This is a genomic window from Campylobacter sp. TTU_617, from assembly GCF_016599045.1.
Classification (GTDB): domain Bacteria; phylum Campylobacterota; class Campylobacteria; order Campylobacterales; family Campylobacteraceae; genus Campylobacter_D.
Map to the genome: position 1 here is coordinate 53,289 of NZ_JAENKV010000003.1, position 12,629 is coordinate 65,917.

14 protein-coding genes are annotated in these 12,629 nt (G+C 25.7%); 9 read left to right on the plus strand and 5 right to left on the minus strand.

Annotation, left to right across the window (positions count from 1 at the left end; genetic code table 11):
• Window positions 1-15 precede the first annotated feature (15 nt).
• A complete protein-coding gene (locus GQV94_RS02350; RefSeq protein ID WP_200169368.1) occupies window positions 16-690 on the plus strand; it encodes a response regulator transcription factor in 675 nt (224 codons plus the stop codon).
• Window positions 687-1,931, plus strand: coding sequence for an ArsS family sensor histidine kinase (locus GQV94_RS02355; RefSeq protein WP_200169369.1), 1,245 nt, complete (start codon window positions 687-689; stop codon window positions 1,929-1,931). The genes GQV94_RS02350 and GQV94_RS02355 overlap by 4 nt, the downstream gene beginning before the upstream one ends.
• Here the strand turns inward: GQV94_RS02355 and GQV94_RS02360 are convergent.
• The gene (locus GQV94_RS02360; protein ID WP_200169370.1) at window positions 1,928-3,127 is read right to left on the minus strand and encodes an MFS transporter; all 1,200 of its coding nucleotides are present in this window, start codon (window positions 3,125-3,127) and stop codon (window positions 1,928-1,930) included. The two genes, GQV94_RS02355 and GQV94_RS02360, sit on opposite strands and share 4 nt — an antisense overlap.
• A 77-nt stretch (window positions 3,128-3,204) precedes the next feature.
• Here GQV94_RS02360 and GQV94_RS02365 point away from each other — a divergent pair, with 77 nt between their 5' ends.
• From GQV94_RS02365 to recG, 3 genes are read left to right on the plus strand one after another with little or no spacing between them, the layout of a single operon-like run.
• Window positions 3,205-4,254, plus strand: a complete 1,050-nt coding sequence (locus GQV94_RS02365; RefSeq protein WP_200169371.1) for a dehypoxanthine futalosine cyclase — start codon at window positions 3,205-3,207, stop codon at window positions 4,252-4,254.
• On the plus strand, window positions 4,254-5,480 hold the full coding sequence (locus GQV94_RS02370) for a M16 family metallopeptidase (RefSeq protein ID WP_200169372.1): 1,227 nt from the start codon (window positions 4,254-4,256) through the stop codon (window positions 5,478-5,480). The genes GQV94_RS02365 and GQV94_RS02370 overlap by 1 nt, the downstream gene beginning before the upstream one ends.
• Window positions 5,470-7,287 (plus strand): ATP-dependent DNA helicase RecG, encoded by a 1,818-nt coding sequence (recG, locus tag GQV94_RS02375; protein WP_200169373.1) that lies wholly within the window; start codon window positions 5,470-5,472, stop codon window positions 7,285-7,287. Before GQV94_RS02370 ends, recG begins: the two co-directional genes overlap by 11 nt.
• A 49-nt stretch (window positions 7,288-7,336) precedes the next feature.
• On the opposite strand, the gene GQV94_RS02380 is transcribed toward recG, so the two are convergent.
• Window positions 7,337-7,711: a group III truncated hemoglobin gene (locus GQV94_RS02380; RefSeq protein WP_200169374.1), complete on the minus strand. Its 375-nt coding sequence runs from the start codon at window positions 7,709-7,711 to the stop codon at window positions 7,337-7,339.
• An 82-nt stretch (window positions 7,712-7,793) separates the two neighbouring features.
• Between GQV94_RS02380 and GQV94_RS02385 the strand changes: the two genes are divergently transcribed.
• From GQV94_RS02385 to GQV94_RS02400, 4 genes are read left to right on the plus strand one after another with little or no spacing between them, the layout of a single operon-like run.
• Entirely contained in the window at window positions 7,794-8,396 is a 603-nt protein-coding gene (locus tag GQV94_RS02385; protein ID WP_200169375.1) for a Crp/Fnr family transcriptional regulator, read from the plus strand.
• A gap of 11 nt (window positions 8,397-8,407) precedes the next feature.
• Window positions 8,408-9,109 (plus strand): amino acid ABC transporter permease, encoded by a 702-nt coding sequence (locus GQV94_RS02390; RefSeq protein WP_200169376.1) that lies wholly within the window; start codon window positions 8,408-8,410, stop codon window positions 9,107-9,109.
• On the plus strand, window positions 9,102-9,758 hold the full coding sequence (locus GQV94_RS02395) for an amino acid ABC transporter permease (RefSeq protein ID WP_200169377.1): 657 nt from the start codon (window positions 9,102-9,104) through the stop codon (window positions 9,756-9,758). The genes GQV94_RS02390 and GQV94_RS02395 overlap by 8 nt, the downstream gene beginning before the upstream one ends.
• A gap of 1 nt (window position 9,759) precedes the next feature.
• Window positions 9,760-10,497 (plus strand): amino acid ABC transporter ATP-binding protein, encoded by a 738-nt coding sequence (locus GQV94_RS02400; protein ID WP_200169378.1) that lies wholly within the window; start codon window positions 9,760-9,762, stop codon window positions 10,495-10,497.
• 401 nt (window positions 10,498-10,898) lie between these two features.
• Here the strand turns inward: GQV94_RS02400 and GQV94_RS07755 are convergent, their stop codons facing one another.
• From GQV94_RS07755 to GQV94_RS07880, 3 genes are all read right to left on the minus strand, one after another.
• Window positions 10,899-11,120, minus strand: a complete 222-nt coding sequence (locus GQV94_RS07755) for a hypothetical protein (RefSeq protein WP_325099641.1) — start codon at window positions 11,118-11,120, stop codon at window positions 10,899-10,901.
• A 134-nt stretch (window positions 11,121-11,254) separates the two neighbouring features.
• Window positions 11,255-11,554 carry a cytochrome c biogenesis protein CcsA gene (gene ccsA, locus GQV94_RS07760; protein ID WP_234126320.1) on the minus strand — a complete coding sequence of 100 codons (300 nt, stop codon included), beginning with the start codon at window positions 11,552-11,554 and terminating at the stop codon, window positions 11,255-11,257.
• Between the two features lie 290 nt (window positions 11,555-11,844).
• On the minus strand, window positions 11,845-11,973 hold the full coding sequence (locus GQV94_RS07880; protein WP_267904822.1) for a hypothetical protein: 129 nt from the start codon (window positions 11,971-11,973) through the stop codon (window positions 11,845-11,847).
• Window positions 11,974-12,629: the final 656 nt, after the last annotated feature.

A 12,629-nucleotide genomic window follows, 5' to 3' on the forward strand; every position in this document is an offset into this window, starting at 1 on the left:
TTTTAAGGAATATTTATGACCCATATTCTTATGATAGAAGATGATTTAGAATTAGCTGAAATTATAGCTGAATATTTGGAAAAATCTGAAATGAAAGTTGATATTGCTCATGAGCCTTATATAGGGCTCTCAAAGCTTGCTTTAAAAGAGTATGAGCTTGTCATTTTAGATCTTACTTTACCAGGACTTGATGGGCTTGAAGTTTGTGAAGAAATTCGTAAAAAATATGATATCCCTATTATTATCTCAAGTGCTAGGCATGATATTAGTGATAAAGTTAATGCTTTAGAGCTTGGAGCAGATGATTATTTGCCAAAGCCTTATAATCCTAAGGAGCTTCAAGCAAGAATTAGAAGTCATTTAAGACGTATTTCAAATGCTAAAAATACCTTTTCTCGTGCCAGCAAAGATCTTGTTTATGATCAATATAAGCATGCTATTACAATGAAAGGACAAGAATTAAATCTTACAAATGCTGAATTTGACATTTTAAGTTACTTGATCAAAAAAGAAGGTGGTGTGGTAAGCCGCGAAGAACTTGTTTATAATTGTAGCTCTATTAGTGAGGATTCAAGTAATAAAAGCATAGACGTTATTATAAGTCGCATTCGTCAAAAAATGGGAGATGATCCAAAAACACCTAAATATATTCATTCTATAAGAGGTATAGGATATAAATTAACTCAATGAATAAATCATCAATTTTTTATGTTATTACTTTTATTTTTATTTTTGCTGGAGTTAGTGTTATTTTAGCCTTTTTATGGCTGATAGAATACGATCAGCAAAATTATACCAATGAACTTAATGCTAAATATTCTTTAATTGCTAATGCAAGATTATTGTATTTTAGTGGAATTATTAGTGAAAAAGAATTTGAAGAACAAACTAAAAATTATAAAATGAATGAAATTACAGAGCCAAAAAATATCAGAAAAATATTATTTTATGGTGAAGTATTGGCAAGAGCGCAAACAAATAATGGTCTTATTGAAATAATATCTTATAACAAAGAAGTTTATCTTAATATCATTTTTAATGGTAAAATTTTTCTCTATAATGATCAAGATTATCAAAGTTATAGATATTTTACGATAAAAGTTATTGCAGTAGTTGTAATATGTATCTTGATTTTACTTTATATTTTTATTTTTAAAAAATTAAAACCTTTAAAAGCTTTAAAAAAACAAATTGATAAATTTGCTCTTAATAAGCTTGATACAATTGAAGATGTAAGCAATGGGCAAGATGAAATTTCTCAAGTTGCTAATGCTTTTTATTTGGCTATAGTGCAAATTAGAAAACTTAATCAATCGCGTCAGTTTTTTTTAAGAAATATTATGCATGAGCTTAAAACTCCAATTACTAAAGGTTTAATTACACTAGAAATGCTTGAAGATAATAAATATAAAAGTCGCTTAGAGGGAATATTTAATCGTCTTGAAATTCTAATTAATGAATTTGCTGCGATTGAGCAAATTACTTCAGGTGCTGCTTTTATCAATAAAAAAAAATATAATATTTTAGATATTTTAGATGAAGCCAAAGAAATAGCAATGAACGATGATAAAAATATTAAAATTTCTATAAAAGAAAGTTTTTTTGTTAGTGTTGATTTTAAACTTTTTACAACAGCAATTAAAAATATGATTGATAATGGAGTGAAGTATTCTAAGGAGCATTTTTTGCAAATTGAAATTTCAAAAGATTTTATTTGTTTTAAAAATTATGGAGATAAACTAAATAACTCTTTAGAGTATTATACTCAGGCTTTTACTCAAGGTTCTAAGCAAAAGGATAGTTTTGGTTTAGGACTTTATATTGTAAATACTATTTTAGAATCTCATTGTATAAAACTTGAATACAATTATCAAGATGGAGCAAATTTATTTTATTTTAAAAATTTGGAAAATATTATTATAAAAGATTAGTTTAATTCTTTTGAATAAGCTTTTGTAAAATATTTCCAATAAAAAGCAGCAAATATAAAAATAATACCAAGCAAAGAAGTAATCATTTGCAGATTTAAACCCCAATCAAATAAAATACCTATAAAAATAGAAACAATAGCACTAAAAGTAAGATAAACCATATCTGTGTAAGCTATAACTCTTCCATAATATTCTTTATCGCAGTTTTTTTGCACCATAGTATAAGTATAAGCCCAAAGAGATGAGGTAAAAAATCCTGCTGCTATTAGACCTAAAAAGGAAAGATAAAAATTAAATTGAGTTAAAGCCCAAAATATGATACCTACTCCTTGTCCAATATAAAAATAAACAAGAGTTTTGCTATTGATAAAACGACTTAAAATAATTGGTCCAATAGCTAAAGAACAAGCTCTAATTGCATTAATAAAGCCTATTACTAAAGCAGCAGATAATACTTCTTTATATTGATGTTTGGCTAAGAGTGTCACTAAAGCATCATATGCAGTAATGCCAACAAAGGCGTGAAGCATTATAAGATGTAAAATAATTTTTTTTCTAAAGATATATAAGAATCCATCTTTTATCATAAAGATGAAATTATTTTGTTTTTTACGTTCAAAATCTGGAATGATTAATTTAGTAAGAAAAAAGATACCAATACCAATAAGAAAAACATCAAATAAAAAAGCATTTTGAATTCCAAGAAAATTAATAAAAATTCCAGCCATAGCCATACCAGCAGTATAAGAAACAGCCCATATAATGCTATGCATTTCATTAACGAGTTTTAATTCCTTAGCATTAAGTATTTTAGCAAGCAAACTCATTTCTGTTTGAAAATAAATTGAAGCAACGCAAAGTCTTAAAAAGATTAAAACAAATAAAAGCCAAAGCATACTAAGATCTTTAACAAAAATAAGCATAAAAATAGATATCAGTTCAAGACTTGCCATCGTTAATAATAATTTTTTAGGTTTATTTCTTTCAACGATGACCCCATTAATAGGCGCGAGTAAAACTCCTGGTAAAAAAGCAAGCATAGCACTTATTGAAATAGCCCAAGTTGGAGCATTTAAATTTACTAAAAGAGTATAAACTCCAGTTTGAGAAAACCAAGCTCCAAAATAAACGACAAACTGCACACTTGCCAAAATTCGTATGTTTTTATTATTTTTTAATAAATCTATATAATTCATAACTTATAATTATAACACAATTTTATATTTTTAAATGTTATAATATTTATTAGAGATTATAAATTAAGGAATAAGTTTTGAAGAAAAGACTTGAAAAAAAAGAAGCCCTAGATTTACTTGAAAATGCAAGCTTAATAGAACTAGGAGAGATGGCCTATAAAAAAAAATTAGAATTACACCCTGAAAAAATTACAACTTTTGTAGTAGATCGTAATATTAATTACACTAATGTTTGTTGTATTGATTGTTCATTTTGTGCTTTTTATCGTCATCATAAAGAAGATGATGCTTATATTTTAAGTTATGAAGAAATTGGTAAAAAAATTGAAGAGCTTAAAGCTATAGGTGGAACTCAAATTCTTTTTCAAGGTGGAGTTCATCCAAAACTTAAGATAGAATGGTATGAGGATTTGGTAGATTGGATTAAAAAAACTTACCCTGATATCACAATCCATGGTTTTTCTGCTGTAGAAATTGCTTATATTGCAAAAGCTTCTAAAATTCCTATTATTCAAGTTTTAAAAAGACTTCAAGACAAGGGTCTTTTTTCCATCCCTGGAGCTGGAGCTGAAATTTTAAGTGATAGAGTAAGAGATATTATAGCTCCAAATAAATGTGATGTAAAAACTTGGCTTGAAGTTCATAAAAACGCACATAAAATTGGCATGAAAAGCACTGCTACAATGATGTTTGGAACCGTAGAAACAAACGAAGAAATTATTGAACATTTAGAATATTTAAGAGAGCTTCAAGATGAAACAAATGGTTTTAGAGCTTTTATTTTGTGGAGTTTTCAAAGTGAAAATACTCTTTTAATTAAAAAACATCCTGAAATTTTAAAACAAAGTTCTAATCGTTATTTAAGATTACTTGCTTTATCAAGACTTTATTTGGATAATTTTAAAAATATTCAAAGTTCTTGGGTAACTCAAGGTTCTTTAATAGGACAACTTGCTTTAAAATTTGGAGCCAATGATTTAGGCTCTACTATGATGGAAGAAAACGTTGTTTCAGCAGCTGGAGCAAGTTATAAAATGAATCAAGATGAAATGATAAGACTTATCCAAAGCTTAGGTGAAAAAGCTGCTAAAAGAAATACGGCTTATGAAATTTTAGAAAGGTTTTAATGAAATTAGAATATTTAAATTTTAAAAATACAAAAATTCCTTTGATTTTTGAAGAAAATAATGATCTTCCGATTATAGTATTAAAATTAATTTTTAAAAATTGTGGTAGAAGTTTTGATTTGATACCAGGAACTGCAAGAATGTTGGTAAGAATTTTAAATGAGGGAGTAGATGATAATTTTTTTAAAGAATTAGAATTAAAAGCTATAAATCTCTCAGCTAGTAGCGGGTTTGAAACTTTAGAAATTAATCTTTCTTTATTAAAAGAGTATAAAGAATTTGCCTTTAAGTCTTTAGCTAATTTATTAGAAAAACCTCGTTTTAATGAAAAAATATTACAGAAAAATAAATTTCTTGCTTTAAGCGAATTAGCAAGTAAAAATAGTGATTTTGATTATTTGGCAAAGAATTTATTAAATTCTAATACATTTGATTATAAAGAATTTCAAAGCCCTAATGATGGAAATGAAGAAAGTATTAAGCAAATTACACTTAAAGATTTAAAAGACTTTTTTAAAAGACATTTAAATCTTAGCAATCTTATTATAACTTTAGGTGGAGATTTCGTAAAAAAAGATATACAAAAATTATTAGAACTTATTTTAAATCCTTTAGTTAAAGGAGAAAAAATTCCAGATAAAAAATTTAATCTTACCTCAAAGATAAAAGATGTTAGTTTAGTGCGTAAAGAAAGCGAACAAGCTTATATTTATTTTGCTTCTCCATTTTATGGAAATATTAAAGATAATGATATTTATATGGCTAAAATTTCCCACTTTATATTAGGGCAAGCAGGTTTTGGTTCTAGAATAATGGAAGAAATTCGCGTTAAAAGAGGACTTGCTTATTCAGCATATGCTATGCTTGATTTAAATTTATCATATAATCGTATTTTTGGATATTTGCAAACAAAAAATGAAAATGCACAAGAAGCTAAAAAGATTATAAAACAAGTTTTTAATGAATTTGTTGAAAAAGGAGTTAATGAGGAAGAATTAAATCAAGCTAAAAATTTTTTACTTGGCAATACTCCTCTAAGATATGAGAGTTTAAGCAAAAGATTAAACATAGCATTTTATGAATTTTATAGAGATTTAGAATTAGGATATTATAAAAATGAACTTCAAAATATAGAGAAAGTTAATTTAAATGAAATTAATGCTTATATTAAAAAGCATAATGAAATTTTACAACTTAGTTTTGCAAGTTTAAAAAATGAAGATTAATCTTAAGGATTTTGAACTTTTTAAAAAATTAAGGATTAAAAATATTATTGATTTGGCTTTAATATTGCCTAAAAAAATTGAAAATTTAAACTCTACCCCTTTTCCAAAACAAGGTGAAATCTGTACTCAAAAAGTTAGAATTAAGAGTGTAAGTTTAAGAAGAAATCAAATTTATGGAATTTGTGAGTGTGAGGGATGGAAAATAGATGTTCATTTTGTTTTTTTTAATCCCAGCACTTGGCATATAAAGCTTTTAAAAACAGGTGCTTTTTTAATTTTTAGTGCAAAATTAAATTTTTTTAATCAAAACTGGCAATTTAATAATCCTAAAATTATAAATAAAATAGGGGGATTTATACCAAAGTATCAAATTCCTGGTATTAGAGATGAAAAAATTCAAAATTTAATACAAAATTATCTTAGTTTTGAAAGCTTAAAAGAAAGCAAGCTTGAAGAAAAATATATTCATCTACTTCTTAATTTACATTCCTATGATGAGAAATGCTATATTTTATATCAAAATTTTTCAAAATTTGAAAAAGATTTAAAATATATAGAGATTTTTAATTTTTTAAAACGATTGAGAAATAAAAGAAAAACTTATAAAAGTTATGAATTTGAAATTTTTAAAATTGATTCGTGGATAAAAAATTTACCCTTTAAATTAACTAAAGATCAACTTATAGCTTTAGAAGATATTAAAAAAGATTTAGAATCTAAAGAGGCTAAAAGACGTGTAGTTATGGGAGATGTTGGTTGTGGTAAAACTTTAGTTTTATTAGGTGCTGCTTTAATGGTTTATCCAAGACAAGCTATTTTGATGGCACCAACTAGTATTTTAGCAAGGCAACTTTATGATGAAGCATTAAAACTTTTACCCCAGTTTATAAATGTTTTATTTGTCAGAGGAGGCAAAAAAGATAAAAATTTAGAAGAAAATATTAAAAAAGCTCATTTAATTATAGGAACACACGCTCTTACATATTTAAAAGAATTTAAGGCAGTTTTAATTATGATTGACGAACAACATCGTTTTGGATCTAATCAAAGACAAAAAATTTATGAATTATCAAATGGAGAATTTAGCCCACATTTTATACAATTTTCGGCTACACCAATCCCTAGAACTCTTAGTATGATACAATCAGAACTTTTAAATTTTTCTTTTATAAAACAAATGCCCTTTAAAAAAGAAATTAAAACTTTATGTATTAAAAGTGAAGGTTTTGCTTTGCTTGAAAAAAAAATTAAAGAAGAGATTGAATTAAATCATCAAATTATTATTATATATCCTTTAGTGAATCCAAGTGATAAAATTCCATATCTTTCTTTAGAACAAGCTAGCGATTATTGGAAAACTCATTATGAGAAAGTTTTTATTACCCACGGAAAGGACAAGAACAAAGATGAAATATTGCAATCTTTTAAAGATGAAGGCAATATTTTACTTAGCACTACAGTTGTTGAGGTGGGAATTTCTTTACCAAGACTTAGTACTATTGTTATAGTTGGAGCTGAAAGATTAGGACTTGCAACTTTGCATCAATTACGTGGTAGAGTTGGTAGAAATGGTGTTAAAAGTTATTGTTATTTATACACTAAGCTTAAAGAAATTCCTCAAAGATTACTAGAATTTTCTAAAACGCTAGATGGATTTGAGATTGCAGAACTTGATCTTAAAAATCGTTTAAGCGGTGATTTGCTTGATGGTTTTACTCAACATGGAAATGATTTTAAATTTTTTAATTTCAATGATGAGAGTATTTTAAAAAAAGCAAAAAAAGACTTAGAAAAGATAAAAGTATAATTTTTTATATTAAGAGGTTTAAAAACAACCTCTTGTATTAAAAGATTTATTAGGAATGATAAAGCATATTTTGAAAATGACTTGATATCATATTAGCTCTTTGTAATATAATATTTGCCGTTTCATCTGTATAAACATTTTTTAAACTTTCACTAAAAAGCTCTAGCCAAACTTCAAAAAATTCTCTTGGAAAAGGTGGTAATTCAATATGTGCTTTAAGCGGTTGTCCTTTATAATCTCCTTCTCCCAAAAGCATACCCATCCAAAAATTTCCTATTTTCTTTTTATGTTCTTGCCAACTTTGATTATCTACTCCTATGGCATTATTAAAAATAGGTCCCAATTTTTCATTTTTTCTAACTTTATCATAAAAAATATCCATAAGTTTTAAAATAGATTCTTGATTAATTGTTTCATAGATCATCTTTGTTCCTTTATTAATTTTTTATAGTTAATATATCAGATTAAAATGATTTAAACATTAACTTATGTTAAAATGAGGAAAAATGGAAGATTATTTAAATTTTTTATATAAAATAGGAAATATTAAAAAATATAAAAAAAATAATATTTTATTTTATGAAGAAGAACAAGCTAAAAATTTTTTTATACTTTTAAAAGGAAAAGTGCGCATCTATAAAAGCATAAATGATAAACAAATGACTTTGCATCGTTTTTTGCCTATAAGTTTTATAGCTGAAATGCCTGCTTTTAAAAGATTAAAATATCCAGCTAATGCTGAATTTGAAGAAGAGGGTGAGATTTTAGAAATTAATTTTGAAAAATTTTATAATTTATGTTTAGAGAATACAAAATTTAATTTTTTACTCATTGCTTCATTATTTGAGAAAATTAAAATTCTAGAGAAAAAGCTTTTACAAAATTCTTTAGAATTAAAAGAGAAAATAGCTTATTATATTTTGGAAAATGAGCAGAAATTAGATATAATCACTCAAAAACAAATCGCACTTGATTTAAATGTTAGAGTAGAGTCTTTATCTAGAGTTTTAAAAGAATTTAAAAACAATAATATATTAACAACTAATAAAGGTAAAATTATTATTTTAGATAAAGAAAAACTTATAAAAAATTTTAGCGTATTATTTTAAGGAAGCTTCGAATGGATTTTAATTTTTTATTGCATTATACTCCAGCTTTTGCAAAAGCAGCTTTTCTTACTATAAAATTAAGTTTTTTTGGAATTGTTTTTTCTTTAATCATCGGAGTATTTTGCGTTATAGTATCTTATTTTAAAATACGTATTTTTGAATATATCTGTAATATTTATATAGAATTTGCAAGAAATACTCCTTTGCTGATACAGCTTTTTTTTCTATATTATGCTTTACCAAAGTTAAATATACATTTAGAGCAAATGCCTATTTTAAATTTAATATGTTTTAGTGTTGATGAAAGCTTGCGTCCAGCCTTTGCTTGTGCTATAGCTGGACTTAGTTTTTTAGGCGGGGCTTATATGGCTGAGAGTTTAAGATCTGGTTTTGATGCTATAAAAAAACAACAATTTGAAGCAGGGCTTTCTTTAGGACTTACTTCTTTTCAGAATTTAAGATTTGTTATTTTTCCACAAGCTTTAGCCATTTCTATGCCAAGTATTAGTGCAAATATTATTTTTTTAATTAAAGAGACATCTGTTGTGAGTATTATAGCTTTACCAGATTTGGTAAATTTAATGAAAGGATTAAATTCTCTCACCTATAAAACAGATGAACTTTTATTTATGTTATTTTTGGGATATTTGTGTATTATTTTACCTTTATCTTTAATTTTATCTTATATTGAAAAAAGGCTAAGACATGCTTGATCTTTTAAATCAAGATACTTTTTTAAGATTAGCACAAGGACTTTTTGTTACATTTGAAATTTCTTTTATAAGTATTATTGTAACTTCATTTGGTGGTCTTATATTGGGAATTTTAATGGTTCTTAAAAATCCTTATATTTATGCATTTTGTCGTTTTGGTTTAGAATTTATACGTGTAATGCCATTGCTTGTTTGGCTTTTTATCGTTTATTTTGGGCTTTCAAGATGGCTTGGTATTGATTTAGATAGTAAAACTTCAGCTATTATTGTTTTTAGTATTTGGGGAAGTTTTGAGATGATGGATTTAGTGCGTTCATCTTTGCAAAGTATTCCTAAACATCAGTATGAAAGCGCTGCTTCTTTAGGGTTAAATTCTTTACAAAGTTTTATTTATATTATCATACCTCAAGCTTTTAGAAGATTAACTCCTGTTAGTATGAATTTATTAACACGTATGGTAAAAAGCACTACTTTTGCTTATTTAATTGGAAGCGTTGAACTTGTTAAAGTTGGACAACAAATTATAGAATTTCACAATAAAAATGATTTTGCCCCTTTTATTATTTATGGTTTAATTTTTATTATATATTTTATAATTTGCTATCCTCTTTCTTTATATTCTCGAATTTTAGAAAAAAAATGGAGCTAATGTGAGTATCTTAAAAATAGAAAATTTACAAAAATATTATGGCAATCATCATGCTTTAAAAAATATCAATTTGGAATTGCAACAAAAAGAAACTCTTGTAATTTTAGGACCTAGCGGATGTGGAAAATCAACTCTTTTACGTTGTATTAATGGGCTTGAAGAAATCGCTGATGGAAGTATTTATATCAATGGAGAAAAAATAACAAAAGATTTTAAAGATTGGACTAGAATTCGTCAAAAGATTGGAATGGTTTTTCAATCTTATGAGCTTTTTGAGCACTTAAGTGTAAGAGAAAATATACTTTTAGGACCTATAAAAGTTCAAAAAAGAGATAAAGAAGAAGTTTTAGAAGAGGCAAAAAAATGGCTTGATAAAGTTGGCTTATCTCATAAAATTGATTCTTATCCTAGAGAATTAAGTGGTGGCCAAAAACAGCGTATAGCTATAGTTAGAAGTTTGTGTATGAATCCTGAATTAATGCTTTTTGATGAGGTTACAGCAGCCTTAGATCCTGAGATAGTACGTGAGGTTTTAGAGGTAATGCTTAATCTTGCAAAAGAGGGTATGACTATGATTATAGTAACTCATGAAATGGCTTTTGCTAAAGGGGTAGCTGATAGAATCATTTTTATGGATAATGGCACTATAGTTGAAGAAAATTCTCCTGAAATATTTTTTAAAAATCCTAACACAGAAAGAGCTAAAAAATTTCTTAATTTATTTAGCTATAATAAATAATTTAACAAAATACTGATATCAAATCATCATTTGCAAGAGTGATTTTATATCTCTCTTGTGCTAAAATTTTAATTTATTTTTATATTAATCAAAAAGAGAATAAAGTTAAAATTTTAAGAATTTGTTTTTCTAAATTTTATTAAAATCTAAATATTACTAATTTAAAAATGTATAAAACTTATAAGTATAAAAATATCATTTTAATTAAGTTATAAAAAGAATATTATTAAGTTTAAAATATTTTATAAAAATTTAAAAAAAGTTATATTAATTATTTTATATTTATTTCATTTTAAAAGTAAGATAAATCTATTTATTATTAAAATAGATTTAATACTTGCAAACTATTTTGGATAATTAAATTGGATTTTTTAAATTTCTTTTAAAAAAGGCTATAAAAATTAAGATAAAAGTAAAAAATATAAAAAATATAAAAATTTTGGTATAAATATAGGATCTCCGTTTACATGAGAATGAAGACCTGATAAATAAAAATTAACTCCAAAATAAGTCATTAAAATAGAATAAAATTCTAAAACACTTACAGCTATAAAAATAAAAGGAGAATTAAATTTTGACAAAAGTCTTAAATGAAGAATTATAGTATAAATTATAATGGAAATTAAAGCCCACGTTTCTTTTGGGTCCTAGCCCAGATACCTTTCCTAACTTTCATTTACCCAAACTCTACCTAAAATTTCCTACGGTAAGTAAAGCAAGTACTATAATCATAGCCATTTCATTAATACAATGAATATTAAAATAATTTGATCAATTTGATTTTTTTAAATTTTCTTAGGATAAGTAAAATTAAACTAAAAATTCCCAAAAGAAAACAAAAAGCTAATCCATAGCTTGTGGTTATGATAGAAACGTGAATATTGAGCCAATAAGATTTTAAAACAGGAATTAAATTTGTAATTTGTGGATCCATAAAGCCAAGATGAGCTGCAAATAAAGAAATTTTAGCCATAATATTTGCAATACAAAGAGTTAAAAAAGATTTTTTATAGAAAAGGATTCTGTAAATTGCACAAATTAAGACTATATAAATCATACTTTCATAAGATGTTCTAAGGAGCGTGTTCTCCTACATACCATCTTAAGATTAATGCAAAATATGAATTAAAATAGCTATTAATGTTAAAAATACAATATTTTTTTAAGTGTGTTAAAAATATTTTTATTTTTTAAAATTTCATAAAAGATTGATAAATAATCTAACTCTAAAACAAAGATAAATATAGCTTAAATTTTTAAAAAAATCAAAATGATTCATAAAAATCTCTGTTTTTATTTTTAAATTAGATGGTAGAAGATTTACTCCATAATATTCTTGAAATTTTTTTATATTAATTTAAAGCCTGTTTTGCGACATTCTTCACAAGAAATTTCTTTAGAGATTGTGTGTTTTCTTAGTTTTTGTGGATTACCTAATGCTTTATAAAATTCTTCTTTACTTTTAAAATCAGACACGTTTCACAATATGAACCTGCCGGTTGAAAAAGCATATTTTTTCCATAGTTAGCTACATAAGAATTGATTCCTCATACTTTTGAGTCATTTTCTACAAATTCTTCTAAAGCAGTGGAAAACCTGATGAAAATTAGGTATTTTTTGGTTATTTCAGGAGTTAAAAACTCACTCTATAATCTTAAGAATTGATTCCCTCTAGCTACTATTTTTCCAGTCATATTACTTAATTCCATTCTTAACGTGATAAGTTCCACGTACCAACCATTTATCAATAAAGCCATATTTTAGTCCTTGACGTACTAATTATTTAACATCATCAGGATAGATTCCTAATGGTAAGATTATGCAAGGAGAATTATACATAGGCTTTTTAAGTTCATTATTCATTTCTTTAAATTCATCTGAAAAATGAATGGTTTTTGCATGTCGTGATCTTTTTCAAGCTTTATATTGAGCAGGATGATATTCTCCGCATTTTTAAGTCCTGCGAATTTATTGGGAGTATCTAAAAATAATTTCATTCCTAAATGATAAGTTATAGAAGTGTTAGCAAGATGATTTTGCTCAGCGAATGTTGGGCTATTGAAAATTCTACTTACTCTTCTTCTCTATCGTTTATAGTATATTTTCCAACTATACGACTTCTTTTTTGTATT